This window comes from Paraclostridium bifermentans, assembly GCF_964259345.1.
Classification (GTDB): domain Bacteria; phylum Bacillota; class Clostridia; order Peptostreptococcales; family Peptostreptococcaceae; genus Paraclostridium; species Paraclostridium bifermentans_B.
The window spans coordinates 211802-231007 of record NZ_CAXVJR010000003.1 but is presented as its reverse complement, the minus strand read 5'-3'; the positions used below and the strand labels follow the sequence as shown (position 1 = coordinate 231007).

Annotated in this window: 16 protein-coding genes; 3 read left to right on the top strand and 13 right to left on the bottom strand. The window is 28.2% G+C overall.

The genetic code is table 11. The annotated features are described in order from the left end of the window. Positions 1-266: 266 nt before the first annotated feature. On the bottom strand, positions 267-1268 hold the full coding sequence (locus ACEXNK_RS07460) for an ion channel (protein ID WP_373598279.1): 1002 nt from the start codon (positions 1266-1268) through the stop codon (positions 267-269). 152 nt (positions 1269-1420) lie between these two features. Here ACEXNK_RS07460 and ACEXNK_RS07455 point away from each other — a divergent pair, with 152 nt between their 5' ends. Continuing rightward, positions 1421-1849 (top strand): hypothetical protein, encoded by a 429-nt coding sequence (locus ACEXNK_RS07455; RefSeq protein ID WP_373598280.1) that lies wholly within the window; start codon positions 1421-1423, stop codon positions 1847-1849. A gap of 92 nt (positions 1850-1941) precedes the next feature. Beyond that, positions 1942-2247: a DUF1540 domain-containing protein gene (locus tag ACEXNK_RS07450; protein ID WP_373598281.1), complete on the top strand. Its 306-nt coding sequence runs from the start codon at positions 1942-1944 to the stop codon at positions 2245-2247. Between the two features lie 205 nt (positions 2248-2452). On the opposite strand, the gene buk is transcribed toward ACEXNK_RS07450, so the two are convergent. From buk to ACEXNK_RS07405, 9 genes are all read right to left on the bottom strand, one after another. Then, the gene (gene buk / locus ACEXNK_RS07445; RefSeq protein WP_373598282.1) at positions 2453-3541 is read right to left on the bottom strand and encodes a butyrate kinase; all 1089 of its coding nucleotides are present in this window, start codon (positions 3539-3541) and stop codon (positions 2453-2455) included. Further along, positions 3531-4124, bottom strand: a complete 594-nt coding sequence (locus ACEXNK_RS07440) for an indolepyruvate oxidoreductase subunit beta (protein ID WP_373598283.1) — start codon at positions 4122-4124, stop codon at positions 3531-3533. The genes buk and ACEXNK_RS07440 overlap by 11 nt, the downstream gene beginning before the upstream one ends. Continuing rightward, the gene (gene iorA, locus ACEXNK_RS07435; protein WP_373598284.1) at positions 4125-5909 is read right to left on the bottom strand and encodes an indolepyruvate ferredoxin oxidoreductase subunit alpha; all 1785 of its coding nucleotides are present in this window, start codon (positions 5907-5909) and stop codon (positions 4125-4127) included. Positions 5910-6021: 112 nt separating this feature from the next. Next, positions 6022-7275: an aminotransferase class I/II-fold pyridoxal phosphate-dependent enzyme gene (locus tag ACEXNK_RS07430; RefSeq protein WP_373598285.1), complete on the bottom strand. Its 1254-nt coding sequence runs from the start codon at positions 7273-7275 to the stop codon at positions 6022-6024. A gap of 171 nt (positions 7276-7446) precedes the next feature. Then, positions 7447-8229, bottom strand: a complete 783-nt coding sequence (codY, locus tag ACEXNK_RS07425; protein WP_373598286.1) for a GTP-sensing pleiotropic transcriptional regulator CodY — start codon at positions 8227-8229, stop codon at positions 7447-7449. A gap of 147 nt (positions 8230-8376) precedes the next feature. Continuing rightward, the gene (gene topA / locus ACEXNK_RS07420; protein WP_373598287.1) at positions 8377-10473 is read right to left on the bottom strand and encodes a type I DNA topoisomerase; all 2097 of its coding nucleotides are present in this window, start codon (positions 10471-10473) and stop codon (positions 8377-8379) included. Between the two features lie 28 nt (positions 10474-10501). Further along, positions 10502-11590, bottom strand: a complete 1089-nt coding sequence (gene dprA, locus ACEXNK_RS07415) for a DNA-processing protein DprA (RefSeq protein WP_373598288.1) — start codon at positions 11588-11590, stop codon at positions 10502-10504. A gap of 20 nt (positions 11591-11610) precedes the next feature. Further along, positions 11611-13149 (bottom strand): YifB family Mg chelatase-like AAA ATPase, encoded by a 1539-nt coding sequence (locus ACEXNK_RS07410; protein WP_373598289.1) that lies wholly within the window; start codon positions 13147-13149, stop codon positions 11611-11613. Positions 13150-13180: 31 nt separating this feature from the next. Further along, on the bottom strand, positions 13181-13525 hold the full coding sequence (locus tag ACEXNK_RS07405; protein ID WP_373598290.1) for a YraN family protein: 345 nt from the start codon (positions 13523-13525) through the stop codon (positions 13181-13183). Positions 13526-13679: 154 nt separating this feature from the next. Here ACEXNK_RS07405 and ACEXNK_RS07400 point away from each other — a divergent pair, with 154 nt between their 5' ends. Further along, on the top strand, positions 13680-14948 hold the full coding sequence (locus tag ACEXNK_RS07400) for a CapA family protein (protein ID WP_373598291.1): 1269 nt from the start codon (positions 13680-13682) through the stop codon (positions 14946-14948). A gap of 104 nt (positions 14949-15052) precedes the next feature. Here ACEXNK_RS07400 and ACEXNK_RS07395 read toward each other — a convergent pair whose 3' ends face one another. From ACEXNK_RS07395 to ACEXNK_RS07385, 3 genes are all read right to left on the bottom strand, one after another. Then, on the bottom strand, positions 15053-16075 hold the full coding sequence (locus tag ACEXNK_RS07395; protein WP_373598292.1) for an alpha-hydroxy-acid oxidizing protein: 1023 nt from the start codon (positions 16073-16075) through the stop codon (positions 15053-15055). Positions 16076-16131: 56 nt separating this feature from the next. After that, the gene (locus ACEXNK_RS07390; RefSeq protein WP_373598293.1) at positions 16132-16899 is read right to left on the bottom strand and encodes a ribonuclease HII; all 768 of its coding nucleotides are present in this window, start codon (positions 16897-16899) and stop codon (positions 16132-16134) included. A 93-nt stretch (positions 16900-16992) separates the two neighbouring features. Further along, positions 16993-19116 carry an adenosylcobalamin-dependent ribonucleoside-diphosphate reductase gene (locus ACEXNK_RS07385; RefSeq protein WP_373598294.1) on the bottom strand — a complete coding sequence of 708 codons (2124 nt, stop codon included), beginning with the start codon at positions 19114-19116 and terminating at the stop codon, positions 16993-16995. Positions 19117-19206: the final 90 nt, after the last annotated feature.

Sequence of the window (19206 nt, the reverse complement as noted above, 5' to 3'; positions counted from 1 at the left end):
TTTTTTTACATCACAAAAGTATGTTCAAAACTTTATCTTCTATCACTATACTATTTTCATTTTCATATAGTTTTTATGGTTAATCACTCCATGTATCCAATTCCTAGTCTATTATTTGAACTACTATGCATGCGAATCCCTTTAAAAACTTATCACCCTAAAATATATATATATTGTTACACCTAAATTTCATAACCTATTCACAAATATTCATTAATTATAAATTCATGAAAAAAAATGTTAGCTACTTATACATAACTAACATTTTATCGATTAATTTTTCTAGCTAAAGTAGCTGTCCATATACCAACCATAGTAACACCTAAAAACATTTCTACTCCCGATAATAAAATACTATATCCAATAGGTGTAATATCTCCATATCCAACAGTTGTAAAAGTCACTATGCTAAAATGAAATGCTCTTATAAAATCATTTATAATTACCGTAAGAGGTTTATCTAACATAAATAAGTTCTTGTATGATATAACTTTATCTCCTAAACTAAGTCCAAACCCCATATATAAAAAAGTGAATATAAATATAATCTCCAAAGAAGTTATCAAAGCATATGTAGGTCTTTCTCCATAACCACAAATCATACATAGTAACCTAGACTTATATCTATCAAATCCTTTTAAGTTTTTTCTCTCTATATTTTTATAAATATAAAAATACTCACCATAGTGATTAAGCAAATTATTCTGTTGAAATTTATATGCTATATCTTTATAAAATCTATAACTATTTTCATTATATGTAAAATTCTCATTATCAAAAAAAGTATCTTCATTAAATTTAGTAACCAAACTATCATCAAATTCAAAACTACAAATATGTGTTTCTACAAGTTTAAAACTTTTTAAGTCACAGTCCTTAATCCTGATATAATTTATATTACAATTTATAAATATTCCTTTTTTTAAGCTACTATCTTCTATATTTATATTATTAATATTAAAACTTTTAAATATTACTCTTTTTAAATCAGAATCCATAATATTAAGTTTAGTAGCTTTACAATTAATAAAAATGCTATTTTCAAAACTACAATTTTTAAATTTTATATCTTTAAAATCTATATCTTCAAATTTTAAATAACTTAAATCTAAGTTTTCAACTATTTCTAAATTTGTACCTTTATCTTTCTTTATATAATTATTAATAAAATCCATATTGTTAACAGTCTTTAAACCATTTTTTAATAATCTATTTTCCACTTCATTATTAACTTTAGTTTTTATACTTTTAAAATCTATAGTTTTCATATATTACCTCCTCAGTTATTTGAATCGGTTTATTTAAATATTCATTTTTTACTACTATATTTCCTTTTTAATTATTATTTTAAAATATTTCTCATAATTTTTTAATTTAAAGAATATACTTGTACAAATAACTATTATTGGGGGATAAATTTATGAGTACTAAGATAAAAGTTTTAGAAGAGAAACTACCGAAAAAATCATGTTCATATTGTAAGCACCTTTCTTTAGAAGGTCCTAATAAAGATTTCACTTATGATATCAAATGTATTATGACAGACTTAACTCCTGTAAATGGAGACTTATGCGAAAACTTCGATCCAGAAAATACCAAACTTAATTCTAATGATTTAGATGATTTATATATGAAATTTTTAGAGTCAACTATACAAGTTGATTACTGCACTTACTTAAACTCTATACATTGGAAACTTTTTAGAGAAAGGGCTTTAAATCATTATAACTTTGAATGTTCAAATTGCGGATGTAGCGATAGTTTAGAAGTTTATCACTTAAATGATAACTTTGGAAGAGAATCTTATGACGATGTTGATGTTCTTTGTCAAAATTGTTTAAATAAGTAAATTTAATATATAGCTAATAATTTTTTTAAATAATCAAATAATAAATTCATAGTCAATTGACTATGAATTTATTTTATTTTGGAGGTATATATATGTCAAATCCAATAAATTGTTCAGCTTCAAGTTGTGCCTACAATCAAAGCGGTGGATGTTATGCTTCTGGTATCCAAGTAAATGGAGCTAGTGCTAACACTACTTCTCAAACTAATTGTGGTACTTTCCAAGATAGAGCAGACAGTTCATTTACAAACTGTGCTGGTGGATGTACTTGTGCTAAAACTCATTCTATATCATGTGCTGCCGATAACTGTAAGCACAATAGTGGAGGTTCTTGTAAAGCAGAGTCTGTTCAAATAAATATGCAAAATGCATCTTGTGAAACTTTCGTTACTAGATAGTTATACACTTTATTGCAAATTTATAATTTAAAAATCATAAAAGAGGGAAACTTTCCCTCTTTTTATCATTTAATAAGATTATGTTTATCCAATACTTATAATTTAAATATATCAACAGATTAAATTTAAGCATAAAAACATCCTATATAAAAACTTTTACACTAATTTATATAGGACATTTTTTATATTTATTTTAAGTAATAACTTAATTTAAACTCTGTGCTAAAACTTCTTCATATTCTCTATAATTTTCTTCTTCTCTTAATATTCTAAGTGCCCCTAATGCTAGTGCTTCTAATTCATTTTCACCAGGTAAAGTGATTACTGGAGCTATAAAGTTAACTCTTTCACTTAAAGCTTTTGTAAGCTTTTTAGAATAAGCTATTCCACCTGTTAGTATTATAGCATCTACTTCACCTTTTAAAACTGTAGCTAACTCTCCTATACCTTTTCCAACTTGGTATATAAGTGCATCATATATTAGTTTAGCTTTCTCATCACCATTTTCTATCATAGCTTCTACTTCTCTAATATCTACAGTATCAAGGTGTGCAACTATTCCACCTTTTCCTCTGATTTTTTTTAGCATTTCTTTATGAGTATAATCTTTACTAAAGCACATATCAACTACTTTTTTAACTGGTATTCTACCACTTCTCTCTGGAGAAAATGGTCCTTCATCATCAGAAACCACATCTACCATTCTTCCTTTTTCATGAGCAGCAATAGTTATACCTCCACCTAAATGTGCTACTATTAGATTTACATCTTTATAATCTACATTATTTTCTTTACAAAACTTCATAGCCATAGCTCTTGAGTTAAGTGCATGACTTAAACAAGTTCTCTCTATTTCAGGAAATCCTAAAACTCTAGCTACATCAGTTAACTCGTCAACTGCAACACTATCATAAATATAAGCATTTACACCTATATTTTTAGCTATTTCATAAGATATTAAAGCCCCTAAGTTTGATGCATGCTCTACTATAGGTCTATTTCTTAATCTATCTACCATAGCATCATTAACTAAATATGCTCCTGATTTTACTGGAGGTAATATCCCTCCTCTACCTACAATAGCATTCAAATCCTCAACCTTAAAATCGCTTTCCTCAAGAGTATTGATAATCTTGTCTTTTCTCATTTCAAATTGGTCTGTTATGTTTTTGTATTTTTCCAGCTCACTCGCACTATGATCTATACTTTTTGAAAAAAGCATTTTTTCATCTTCATATACTGCGATTTTAGTAGATGTTGACCCTGGATTTATCGCTAATATTTTATACCCCATAAGCTACTCCCTCTTTTACTAGATTCATACCAACATTAAATGCTTTTATGTTGATTTCTACAAAGTCCTTTTTTACATTATCACTTATAATTTTATTCCAGTCAATATGTTCAAGGTTCATAGATTTAACTAAGCTTCCAAGTAATATGATATTCATAGTTTTAGGGTTTCCTAGTTTTATAGCATTTTCTGATGCATTTATAACTTTTGCACCTATTCTATTTAATTCATTATCTATTTCTTCTTCTAAGTATGCTGCTTTACCTGTTAATATAGGCATAGAGTTAATTTTATGATTGTTAACTACTATTTTCCCATCAGGTTTTAAATATTTTAACCATCTTAAAGCTTCCATTTTTTCAAAAGAAACTAATATATCAGCTCCACCCATTTCTATAACCGGTGAATAAACTTTTTCTCCATATCTAACTTGTGAAGATACAGAACCTCCTCTTTGACTCATTCCATGTATCTCACTCATTTTAACATCATATCCTGATTCCATAAGCCCTATAGTTAAAAGCTTACTTGCAAGTATAGTTCCTTGTCCTCCAACTCCAACTAAAAGTACACTCTTTGTCATTTATCTCTCCCCCTTATATATAGCTTGTTTTGGACATATTTGTGAACAAACTTCACATCCTACACAACTAGTTTTGTCTATACAAGCTTTTTTGCTTTCTTTATCAAAAGATACAGAAGGACATCCTGATTTTAAGCATAATTTACATCCAATACATAAATCTTTATCTACATCACATTTTTCTTTAAATGCATCTTTAAACTCTTCTTTATCTTCTTTTGAGAACTTTTTAAGTACACATGGCCATCTAGTTATTATTACTGATGGTTCATCTAATGATAATGCCCAATCTAGAGCTTCATTGACTTCTTTTAAATTATTTGGATCTATAGTTCTTATATTATCTATTCCACAAGCTGAAACTAATTTTTCTATATCAACTTCTTTAACTTCTTTACCTTGTAGTGTATAACCAGTTCCAGGATTTTGTTGATGCCCTGTCATACCTGTTATTCTATTATCAAGTATTACAGATATAGCATTACTTTGGTTGTAAGCTATGTCTATAAGTGAATTTACACCTGTATGGAAAAATGTTGAGTCACCTAAAACTCCAACAGCTCTCATCTTATTATCTTCTTTCATATTAAACACTTGTTGAGCACCATGTCCAACACTTAAACTAGCTCCCATACATACAATCGAATCTAGGGCATTATATGGACTTGCAAATCCTAATGAATAACATCCTATATCTCCTGATATCATTATATTTTTTCTTTTTCCTAACTCATAGAAAAATCCTCTATGAGGACATCCAGAACATAAAGTCGGAGGTCTTCCTACAACTAATTCTTCATTGTACTCTAGAGTTTCTTTATTTTCATTTAACATTACATTTCTTATTACATCTGGTGTCATTTCACCTGTATATGGGAATATATCTTTGCCTATAACTTCTATACCCATAGCTTTTACTTGGTCTTCTATAAATTTATCATTTTCTTCTATAACATAAACTTTCTTAACTTTACTTGCAAATTCTCTTATTTTTTTATCTGGAAGTGGATTAGTAAATCCTAATTTTAAATAAGATGCATTATCTTCAAAAACTTCTTTTGCGTAATTATAACAAACCCCACTTGCTATTATCCCAATTTCATCATTGTTAATTTCCATAAAGTTAAGGCTTGTATTATTTGAGTAATCTCTTAATTTATTTAATCTTTCTTCTACCTCTAGTCTTAGTCCTCTTGCATGTGCAGGAACTGTAACTCTCTTTTGAACATCTTTTACGTATTCTTTTACTCCTACTTCTTTTCTATCACTACAATCAACTATTCCCTTAGAGTGACATAATCTAGTTGTTACTCTAAATAAAACAGGAGTATCATACTCTTCACTTACTTCATAAGCTTCTTTTATCATGTCCTTAGCTTCTTGACTATTAGCTGGTTCAAATAATGCTATTTTAGCAAATTTAGCGTAATTCCTATTATCTTGCTCATTTTGAGAAGAGTGCATTCCTGGCTCGTCCGCAGAAACTAAAACCATACCTCCATTTACTCCAGTATAAGCAAATGTAAATAAAGGATCTGCTGCAACATTTACCCCAACGTGTTTCATACATGCAAGTGTTCTAGCTCCAGCTATAGCGCCCCCTATACTTGCTTCAAGTGCTACCTTTTCATTAGGTGCCCACTCTGCTAGTATGCTATCTTTGTATGTAGCAACATTTTCTAATATTTCGGTACTTGGTGTTCCAGGGTATGCTGATGCATACTTGACTCCTGCTTCGTAAGCTCCTCGAGCTATCGCTTCATTACCTGTCATTAATAATTTCATTTCTTATCCCCCTTATGTAATCTAAGTGAAACTTGGCCTATTATTTAGCAGAAACTACTATACTTAAAAGTAGCTATACTATAAGTATAGTAGTTTTATTACTTATTTTGCATTATAAACTTTTAACAAAGTCTATAGCATCTTTTATAATTTTAGGTGCTTTTTTACATTTTTCTTCACTTACAGCACAAACCGCAAATCTTATTCCCATTTTAAGTGGTATTGTATATAATTTGCTTTCAATAGCTTTTTCACATACTTTTAAAGGATTTTCGCAAGGTATACTTACAAAAAATCCATCTCTATATGGTAGTATATCAAGTAAAATATTATCAGCTTCTTTAACAAATGCTTCTGCTCTTTGTTTTAACATTCCTTTATAGCTATTTCTTTCTTCTTCATATTTTTTAAGTTTATTATCATCATTCATTATCGTTGATAAAAGCTCCATAGCTCCTCTATTACAATTTGACCAATTTGCTCTCGCTGAGTGAGAACAAGAATAATAAAACTCATCAGCTATATCTTTATCAGATGATATACATATACAAGCTCCACTTCTCATTCCATAAGCTGTATACCCTTTTGACATACTATATCCTATTATGATTAATATATTTTCTGGTAAATCTGAGAATTTCTTAAAAAACTCTCTTGTATCATTTCCATCTTTACCTGAGAAATCTATATAAGCTATATCTATAAACACTGTTATTTTTTTATCTTTCTCAATTGAAACTTCTTTACATAAATCTAATATCTTGTCCCATTCATTATCTGTAACTGTATATCCTGTAGGATTATGTGCTGGAGTATTTAGTATTGTGAAAATTCTATCTTGATTTTTAGATAGTTCTAAGAATTGATTTTTGAATGCGTTAAAATTAAAATTTCCTTTTTCATTAAATAGCTCATAATTTTTAATATTTCTATTTATCTCTTCACATATAACTTTATATGGTCCCCAATACCAATTAGGTAGTAGAATAGTTTCATTTTCATCAGTATAATTAAAAATCGCCATTTTTATTGATCCTGTTCCACCTGGAGATGCAACTACTCTTATATGTCCATTTGGCATAAATTCTTTAAAACATGCTTTTTTTACAGCTTCTATATAATTTTTTTGCCCTGCAATTTGTGCATATGGAGCTATTAAAGTGTTGTCCAATTTTTTATATTCATCATAAACTGAATTTAATGTTATAAGTTTTCCTTCATCATCCATCAGTGCACCTATAGTAGCATCAATAACATTTTCTTTTCCATTTAATTCTTTATCTATTTGTGCTTTTGCTGCCAAACTAAATATTATATCTTCTTCTTTAGGCCAAATTGCATGTTTAGCCACCATCGACTTAACCATTTTATCCCTCCTAAATTTGTATATACTTATACATATTACTTAGGACTACTTTTAATTCCATAAATTAACCTAAACTTTTCATAAGTTATCAACAAACATTTATTAGACATAGTTTCATTAAGCATAAAAAAATAAGGTATCCCAATTGGGATACCTTATTTTTTTATGTCATTAATTAGATTTTACTCTTTCTAATTCTTCTATTAGTTTGTCATTAAGCACTTTTATGTGCGTACCTTTCATACCTAATGATCTTGATTCTATAACTCCTGCACTTTCAAATTTTCTTAATGCATTTACTATTACAGATCTAGTTATACCTACTCTATCAGCGATTTTACTAGCAACTAGTAAACCTTCTTTTCCGTTAAGTTCTTCAAATATATGCTCTACAGCTTCTAATTCAGAGTAAGATAATGTTCCTATAGCCATTTTTACTACAGCAGTTTTTCTCATTTCTTCTTCTAACTCTTCTCCCATAGCTCTTAATATCTCAAGACCTATAACAGTTGCACTGTATTCAGCTATTACTAAATCGTCATCTGTAAATTCTTCCTCATATCTTGAAAGTATTAACGTTCCTAGTCTTTGACCACTAGATAATATTGGAACTATAGTTAAGTACTTGTTCATTCTTTCTTCCTCATAAGGGAATAACTCAACCATAGCTTCGCCTGTTAAGTTTTCTTTAGTTTCAGATACTTTTAATAAACTCTTTACATATGGTTGTGGAAACATCTTGTTATGAGTTTCTTCGTCTTCAATAACTGAACTATCTTTTTCATCATTAAGGTATAATCCTAATATTTTACCCTTAGCACTTACTACGTATGCATTAGAATTTAAAACTTCACCTAATGCTTCAGCTAATAAGTTAAACGATACACTACTACCGCCACTAGTTTGTAGTGTCTTGTTTATTTTTCTTGTTTTTTCTAGCATTTGACTCGCCATCTATTAATCATCTCCTCATGAAGTTTGGCCACTTTATAACCCTTAAATACATTTTCCTCGTTGTTAACGTTCTTGCTTAGCACTGTCATATTAACATAGATTCTAATCTTTTTCAATACTATTCATCGCTTTTCGACACATTATTTACTATTCTTCATTGCTTTTATTATTATTTTCTAAATTTTTCTCTTTTTTACACTCTTTATTGGAGCAAATTACCTTTGTTTCTGACTTAGTTACTTTCTCAACTAAGTATGAATTACATTCGCTACATAATTCTCCAGTTGGTTTATTCCATGATATAAAATCACATTCTGGATAATTAGAACACCCATAAAAAGCCTTACCTTTTTTAGATTTTCTAAGTATTATATCTCCTTTATTACACTTAGGACATGTTACCCCAACTTTATTAACTAAAGGTTTTGTAGTCTTACATTCTGGATAATTCTTACATGCTATAAACTTCCCAAATCTACCATATTTTATAACCATGTTAGATCCACAGTTTTCACATATTTCATCTGTTTCCTCATCCATATTTACTTTTTCTATATTTTCAATTGCTACTTCTATAGCTTCTTTAAGTGGAGCGTATACATCAGCAACAACCTCTTTCCAATATATTTCGCCCTCTTCAACGTCATCTAGCATATTTTCCATATCTGCAGTAAAATCAATATCTACAAATTTTTGGAAATTTTCTTCCAATATTTTAGTAACTATTTTTCCAAGTTCAGTTGGACATAGGCTTGATCCATTTTTTTCAACATATTCTCTATTAAGTATAGTAGCTATAGTAGGAGCGTATGTAGACGGTCTTCCTATCCCTAATTCTTCTAATATTTTTACTAAACTAGCTTCCGTATATCTTGCTGGTGGCTGTGTAAAATGTTGATTCGGCTTTATATCTTCAATTGATAATTCATCTTCTTCATTTACTTGTGGAAGTATCTTATCTTCTCTATCTGTAAAGTTATAAACTTTAGTATATCCATCAAATTTCAATTTAGATCCTGTAGCTTTAAATACAATATTATCAACTTTACATGTTAAGTTTAAAGTATCAAATACAGAGTCTTCCATTTGACTTGCTACAAATCTTCTCCATATTAAATCATATAATTTATATTGATCTCTACTTAATGATGATTTTATATTATTTGGAGTTCTATCTACAGATGTAGGTCTTATAGCCTCATGGGCATCTTGAACTTTTTTCTTTTCTTCTTTAGCTTTTTTCTTTTCTTCAAATTTATAATACTTATCACTATACTCATCAATTATAAATTCTTTAGCTTTTTCTTTTGCCTCTTCAGATATTCTCTTAGAGTCTGTTCTTATATATGAAATTAATCCGACAGTTCCTTCTCCATCTATATCTATACCTTCGTATAATTCTTGAGCAACCATCATTGTCTTTTTAGTTGTAAATCCAAGTTTATTAGCAGCTTCTTGTTGTAACATACTTGTTGTAAATGGTTTTGGAGCTGACTTTCTTCTTGATTTAGATTCTATACTTTTTACAACTAAATCTTTGTCTTTAATTCTATCTAATATATTATTTACTTGCTCTTCACTCTCAAGTTCTACCTTTTTATCATCTTCTCCATAGAATTTTAAAGTTAATTCTTTATCTTCTTGCGTTTTTGCATCTAATTCTATAGTCCAATATTCTTTTGGTATAAACTCTTCTATTTCTTTTTCTCTATCGCATATTAGTTTTGTTGTAACAGATTGAACCCTACCTGCACTAAGTCCTTTTCTAACTTTTTGCCAAAGTATAGGACTTATTTGGTATCCTAATAATCTATCTAAAACACGTCTTGCCTGCTGTGCATCTACTAAATCTAAGTCAATATTTCTAGGATTTTTTATAGCTTTTTTTATAGCATCTTTAGTTATTTCATTGAATTCTATTCTACAGTTCTCTGTATCATCTAGTGCTAGTATGTGCGCTAGATGCCAAGATATAGCTTCTCCTTCTCTATCGGGGTCGGTCGCTAGGAAAACTTTTTTTGATTTTTTAGCTTCTTTTTTTAGTTCTTTTATAACGTCCCCTTTACCTCTTATATTTATATATTGAGGTTCAAAATTATTCTCTATATCTACTCCTAATTTACTCTTAGGTAAATCTCTTATATGTCCTACCGATGCTTTTACCGTATAATGGCTCTTTCCTAAAAATTTTTCTATGGTTTTAGCTTTTGCAGGCGATTCAACGATGACTAAGCTTTTTGCCATATAACCACACCCCCACAATTTTTTCATTCTATTTTACACTATATATCTTATTTCGCATTTCTACAACCATACCTTCTATCTCTAAAAGGTTTAAAACGCAATTTATATCTTGTATATTCATATTAGTATAATCACAAATCTTATCTATATGCAAGCTTCCTTTCATTTTTATAATATCAAAAATGCTTTTTTGAATACCCTTTAAGGGCTTGCTATTGCTACTTTTAGGTATTTTATTAAATTTTTTAAAATTATATTCATTTATTATATCTTCTATATCATCAACTAACTTTGCGCCTTCTTTTATAATTCTATGACACCCTTTACTCATCTCTGAATTAATGTTACCTGGTACTGCAAAAACGTTTTTACCTTGTTCAAGCGCAAAGTCAACAGTTATCAAAGCTCCACTTTTTTTAGCTGCTTCAACTACTATTACACCTTCACTTAATCCACTAATTATTCTATTTCTAGCTGGATAATTCCCTGCAGATACAGGATATTCTACATTATATTCAGATAACACAAGCCCTTCATCTTCTAGTATTTTTTCATATAATTTAATATTACTTTTAGGTAGAGGATTTTCAACTCCTGAACCTAATACAGCTATAGTTTTTGAACTTCCTTTCATACACCCTTTGTGAGAATGTTCATCTATACCCATGGCCATACCACTAATTATATTTATACCAAGATTAGATAGTTTTTCGCTTATATTTTGAGCACACCATATTCCATATGGTGTAGGTTTTCTAGAACCTACCATAGCTAGTGATACTTCATTTATTAAATTTATATCACCTTTATAAAAAAGTACACAAGGACAATTATATATATTTTTTAATTTTAAAGGATATATACTATCATTTTTACCTATGTAATTTACATTATACTTTTCTAATTTCTCTTTTATAGAGTCTATATATGCAAGACTTTTATATTTTACTATATTCTTCTTAATATTTAAATTTAAATTTTCCATTTTTAGTATGTCTTTATCTTCAAAATATATTAAGTCTTCTATATTTTCTATATTACTTTCTATTTTTTCTATGGTTTTATTTCCTATACCGCCTATAGATAATAACCACAAATATATATCTTTTTTATTCATTTTTCACCTCTAAGTAAACTTTATTCTGCCATAAAATAGTTATAATAAGCTTTTCTAAAAGAGAATGCTTCTAGTATATGACTTCTTTCTATTAACCTTGATTCTTCTAAGTCAGCTATAGTTCTAGATGTTTTTAATAGCTTTGTATAGCTTCTATTTCCTAAATCATATTTATTGAAAATAACTTTTAGAATGTCTTCGCCCTCTTCACTTAACTGACAGTATTTATTTAACTTAGATGATTTTATTTCATTATTAAAACTTATATTGTCATTTTTAAATCTATGTTTTTGAATATTTCTAGCACTTTCAACTCTAAGTCTAATATCTTTTGATGTTTCTTCTTTCTTTGTACTATTAAACTCATCATAGGGTATGGAGTTAACTTCAATAAACATATCAAATCTATCTAATAATGGACCTGACATTTTACCTAAATATCTATTAACTTCATACGCCCTACATTTACATTCTTTCTCAGACATATAAAAACCACATGGACACGGATTCATTGCAGCAATAAACATTGTATTACAAGGATATTTTAAATTTATTTTTACTCTAGAAACATTTATATATTTATCTTCTATTGGTTGTCTTAATGTTTCTAGTATTTTTCTATCAAACTCAGCTATTTCATCTAAAAAAAATATTCCTTTGTGCGCTAATACTACTTCACCAGGTTTTGCATCAGCTCCTCCTCCAACTAAAGATTGTTTAGTAGCTGTATGATGTGGTGATCTAAAAGGCCTTTCCTTTATAATACCTTCTTCATTTTGTATAAGTCCTGATGCACTGTATATTTTACTTACTTCTAAAATTTCTTCTTCATTAATTTTAGGAAGTATTGTTCGTATTCTTTTTGCTATCATGGTTTTTCCTGATCCTGGCGGACCAATCATTAAAAAACTATGATTTCCAGCAGCCGCAATTTCAGCACCTCTTTTAACAAAATAATTTCCTTTTATATCAGAAAAATCTTCATCATATTTACATTGTCTAAAATTAACATTTGATAAGTTTTTGTCTGTATCTATATTTATTTCTATTTCTTTATTTATAATTTTTATACATTCACTTAAATTATTAATAGGTATTATATCTATTCCACTTATAAATCTAGCTTCATTTTCATTGTCTCTAGGTAGAAAAATTCTCTTTATTCCTTTATTTTTTGCATTTATCACTAATGACAATACGCCTTTTACTTTCCTTAGTTTTCCATCTAGTGAAAGTTCGCCCACAAACAAACTTTCCTCTAAATACCTATCTTCTTCGTTTATCAAATTTCTTAATATTCCTATTGATATAGGTAAGTCAAAATATGCTCCTTCTTTTTTCATATCTGCTGGAGATAAATTTATAACTATACGAGAATTTGGAAACTTATATCCACTATTTAATATAGCTGACTTAACCCGTTCTCTTGATTCCTTTATAGATGCACCTGCTAAACCAACAATATTAAAACTTGGTATACCATTGGTTATATCAACTTCAACTTTTACCATTACTCCTTCTATTCCAACTAATGTACTTGAATTTATAATACTTAACATACACATACCTCATTTATATATCTAATTACTTCTAAAAAGCATTTTCTATGTGGTTTATCTTATTGTTTTTTAAATAAACCTCTATAACATCAAATCTTATTGGCATTTTTTCTAAATTATTTTTTAATATATAATATTTAGCAACATTTATAATTTTTAATTTTTTTTTATAATTTACAGCTTCTGCTGGATATCCAAAGTTTATGTTATTTCTTGATTTAACTTCTACAAATAGTATTTCTTCATTTAATTTAGCAATTATATCTATTTCTCCAGATTTAATTTTATAGTTGTTTTCTATTATACAAGCGCCTATAGACTTTAAATAATTACTTGCTAAAAACTCTCCTAATCTACCTTTTTGTATATTATTCATATAAACGCTCCTTATTTTGAATTTTTCTACATTATCGTCATTACTTAATTTTTATATACAAATTTTTCAAATGTAACTTTTTATCTCTTGCTAATTGATATTTTTCTGATTATGATGGGTATATACTTATTAATTTTAATTTTGGGGGCACATTATGAAACGTACATTAAGAAAGAAGAAACTTAAGCACAAAAGAAATAAAATAATTTTATTATCATCAATTCCTGTTATCTTAACCATTGTATTAATATTTGTATGCCTTAATATATTCGAAACTGAAGAAAATTACGTGCCTACTGAAAGTGTTGTTAGTGATTCTAAAAGTACAGTTGATATAACATTAACTGCTGTTGGAGATATAATGGTTCATGATCCTCAACTAAAATCTCAATTTGATAGTAAAAGTAATACATATTCATTTGATAATAATTTTAAATACATAACTCCATATGTTTCTAAATCTGATTTAGCTATAGCTAATTTAGAAACAACATTGGCTGGAAGTGACAAAACTTATTCTTCATTTCCTAGGTTTAACTCTCCTGATGAGTTAGCAAGTGCTATTAAAAATAGTGGTTTTGATATTGTTTCTACTATTAATAATCATAGTTATGACAGAAGTTCAGATGGAGTTTATAGAACTTTAGATATCCTTAGATCAAAAGATTTAAAAACTGTTGGAACAAGAAAAAATGAATCTGAAAGTAACTACTTAGTAGAAGATGTGGATGGAGTTAAATTAGGAATAACATCTTATTCTTATGGACAAGTATCAGGAAATAATAAAGCCTTAAATGGATTACCAGTAAAATCTAGTGATTTAAATAATCTAAATATATTTACTTCTAATGATGTAAATAAAGCTTTTAATGAAATTAAAGCAACATTAGATGAAATGAATAAAAATAAAACTGATTTACAAGTTGTTATGCTACACTGGGGAAATGAATATAATAGATATCCCGATGAATTTCAAAATGAGTTAGCTAGAATGCTATGTGATTATGGAGTGGATATAATAATAGGGTCACACCCTCATGTTGTTCAACCAATAGAAATGATAAAATCTGATAAAAATGATAACCAAACTTTAGTTATATATTCTCTTGGTAATTTTTTAAGTAATCAAAGAAATGAAATTCTTAATAAAAAATATACAGAAGATGGAGTTATAGTTAACATAAATATAAGCAAAAATCTAGAAACTGATGAAACTAAAATATCTAGTGTTGATTATATTCCAACTTGGGTAAACAAATACATAGATAAAAATGGAAAATATACATATGAAATAATTCCTTTAATTAGTAAAGATCAAATTTCAACTATACCTAATGTATCTTATGATAAAGCAGAACAATCTTATAAAAATACAACTGATATAATTAAATCTTCAGATATTATAAATGTAAAAAATAATTAATTTCTAATATAAACTTAAAAGGATTATCTTAAAATGTGTTTATGTATCCACACAAATTTTTAAGATAATCCCTTTTTACTTTTTAATATTAATTTAGTAAAACACTAAGCTTTTTTAAATATAACTTTACTATCTATATCTTCTATATTTTGACATCCTGTTAATATCATAGTAGATTCTATTTCATTTATAACTTTTTTCACATACATATCTACACCTTGTGTAAGTCCTCCAAAAGAAGCAGTTACAAATGGTCTACCTATTAATACTCCATCAGCTCCAAGTCCTAGCATTTTCACTACATCTACACCAGTTCTAACTCCACCATCTGCAAGTATTATAACTTTCCCCTTAACAGCATTTGCTATGTCTTCTAATACATCACAAACTCCTGGTGTATGGTCTAGTACTCTTCCTCCATGGTTAGATACTACTATAGCATCAACGCCTGCTTCTACAGCCATTAGCGCATCTTCTTTAGTCATTATCCCTTTTAATATAAATGGTAATTTCGTAGATGCCTTTAAATCTTTTATTGCTTCTACAGATTTAGGTTCTACAGTTTTTCCATGCATAGATAATGTCACTAATCCACAAGCGTCAATATCTACACCTACTGCAAAAGCTCCTGACTCCTCAGCTAGTTTTATTTTTCTTTTTATATCTGAATTTTCCCATGGTTTTATAAATACAATTCCATTTCCACCATGTTCTTTTAATACCCTTAGGTTTTCTATTAAAAATTCGTCTACAGCTGTATCTCCAACCATAGGATATATATCATTTTCTATACAACCTTCTACAACACTAGTTATATATTCTCTTTCTGTTAATTTACCACCCATATTTAAAGTAGTTCCTGTTATAGGAGCTGCAAATATAGGAGCTTTCATTTTTCTTCCAAACATTTCTATAGTTGTGTCAGGATTTTTAACATTATGTATAACTCTCATGTTTAATTTAACTTTATCTAAACTTTTGTAGTTTTCTATAAAAGCACTTCCAGATCCTTTTCCACCCATTCCTGGAACTTCACTTGCACAAACTACTCCATTGCAAGTTTTACATACTCTACAAGTTCCATTTAAGTTTTCTCTTGCATTGTTTAACATTTCTTTATATTCCATTTATAACACTCCCTTAACTTTAATCGACTATATAATTATATCATTTAAGTTAGAAATTATAATATGTTCTTTAAAAAACTTCTTCTATGTATAGGTGTTATCCCATGTTTTCTTATAGCTTGATAATGTTGGTCTGTTCCATATCCTTTATGAGATGCGAATCCATATTCTGGATACATTTTATCATATTCATACATTAAACTATCTCTTGTAACTTTTGCTAATATACTTGCAGCTGCTATAGATATAGATTTTGAATCTCCCTTTATTATTGATTTTTGGTCTATATCAACATCAGGTACATGTGCTGCATCTACTAATAAATAGTCTGGTGTTTGTTTTAAACAATGTATAGCTTTTTTCATAGCCATATATGTAGCATTTAATATGTTATACTCATCTATTTCATCTTTTTGAACTATACCTATTCCATAATCTAGAGCTTGTTCTTTTATTATGTCAAATAATTCATCTCTTTTAGCTTCACTTAATTTCTTAGAGTCGTTTATACCTTCTATTTTTGTTCCTGGTTTAAAAACTACTACAGCTGCAACAACAGGTCCTGCTAAAGGCCCTCTTCCAGCTTCATCTATACCACCTATGTATGTATATCCTTTTTCATAACCTTCATTTTCAAAGGTATTTATCATTTCTAATCTTTCATTTTCAGCTCTTATTTTATCTAACTTTTTGGCTAATTTAATAGCTATATTTTTAACTGATTTTCTCTCATCATCTTTTAATATGTCTATGTACTTTAAATACTCATCCACACTTATAGATTCTACAATCGCATTTATTTCCTTAACGCTTTTATCTTTCATGTTTATATCTCCTTTTGTTTTATCTTAATATATCTATTTTATCAAAAAATTAAAGTGCTTAATATAATTTTAAGCACTTTAATTAAATTTAGATTAATTACATCCACTATATCCACATTTTAAACAAATACTACAACCCCCTGTATTTGCCATTTGTTCGTTCCCACACTCTGGACAAACAAACTTTTCATTTTCTTCCTTAGTTACAGATATTTCTTCTTCTACAATATCTTCTTTCTTTTCTTTTTTAGGTTTTTCATTTATAAGTACTGCTCCTCTTTTACAACCATCTCTATATATTGTTATACCTTTTAAATTCGCTTTCCATGCTTTCATGTAAATTTCATATACATCTTCAACAGTAGTTTCATATGGTAAGTTTATTGTAGAAGATATTGATGCATCTATATACTGTTGCCAAGCTTGTTGCATTTTTATTCTTTCACTATAATCTAAATTCATAGCAGTTACAAATATATCTGGTAAGTCTTTTTCATCAGTTATATTGTTTAAATCCATATATTCTTTAACTATAGGTGTATAAACTTTATAATATACATCTTCATCATGTAAGCTTTCTGTTTTTCTTATATAAGATAAGTTAAATATAGGTTCAATACCTCCACTTATACCTAGCATTGTTGATATAGATCCAGTTGGTGGTATTGTAAGTAACTGCGAATTTCTTATGCCATATGCTTTTACTAACTCTTTTACATCCTCATCTAAATTTTTTATAAAGAATTTAGATTTAAATATAGCTTCTTCTTTATACTCTTTGAATGGGCCATATTCTTTTGCAAGTAACGCTGATTGTCTTACAGATTCATTTAACATAGTTTTAGCTATTAAGCTACATAGATTTATAGATTTATCTTCTCCATATCTTAAATTCATTTTAAGAAGCATATCCCCTATTCCCATGACGCCTAAACCTATTTGTCTGTATTTATCTACACTTATTCTTTGTTCTTCTAATGGATGTAGTTTAAGTCCTTCGTCTAATACTTCATTTAAGGCTATGACAGCCTCTCTAACGCATGTTTTGAATTTGTTAATATCAAACATCGCATTTTCATAAAAAGGTTGTATTACAAACTCTGCTAAGTTTATAGACCCCAGTAAGCAACTTCCTCCACTTGGAAGTGGTTCTTCTGCACAAGGATTTACACCTGAGTGAGTAAAAGTTTTATCTTCACTCATTAAATGATTATTTTTTATATTATCCCAAAATAGTATTCCTGGCTCTGCATAATCCCAATTATTTTCACATAACTTCATAAATAATTTTCTTGCATTTACTTCTTTAATAATATGTTCATTGTTGTGTTCAACTATAAATTTACATTTATAATTTTCATTATTTTCTACAGCATTCATAAATTCATCATTTATTCTTACTGATATATTCGCCTTTGTTATCTTATTTAAATCTGTTTTTATATCTATAAAATCTTCTATATCTGGATGACTAACTTCCATCGATATCATAAGAGCTCCTCTTCTACCTCTTTGACCAATTAATCCAGTTGTCATACTATATAATTCCATAAAAGAAACTGCACCTGTTGTGTTCTTTGCAGAGTTATTAACTTTAGAACCTCTAGGTCTTAGTTTTGATATATCTATTCCTACTCCTCCACCATAACTAAAAGTTCTAGCTAGTTTTTTAGCAGTATCAAAGATATCTTCTAAATTATCTTTTGGTGGTTCTAATACATAACAATTAGAGTATGTAACTTTTAATCCATCTTTATTAAGACCTCTATTAGCTAATATTCTTCCTGCAAATAAAAATCTTTTTTGTCTAATTAGTTTAGCTATTCTAACATTCTTTCCAGATATTCTATTTATCCATTCATCAAAACTTTCATTATTATATCTATATTTATTTTTCCATATTGATTTTTGGAGTTCATCCATTTCCCAAGGTTTTTTTCTTATGTTAGCTCTTTTTTCTCTATATAATATATAATGCTTTGCTACATCTTTTCTATTTGATTCCATAAGTAAAACTTCAACTAAGTCTTGTATTTCCTCAACAGTCATAGCCTTTTCTTTACTTTTAAATATTTCTTCAACTTTGTTAGAAATACTTTTACCTAGTTCTTTATCGATTCCTTGTTCACTATTTACAGTTGCTTTATAAATAGCATCCTGAATTTTAACTTTACTAAATACCTCAATACTTCCATCTCTTTTTATAATTTTATTCATATTTAACCTCCAAGCTATACCCTTTTAAATCTTATTATATAGATACACTTTTCGTATGTTGTATTAACATATTTAATAATAAAAAAGTCG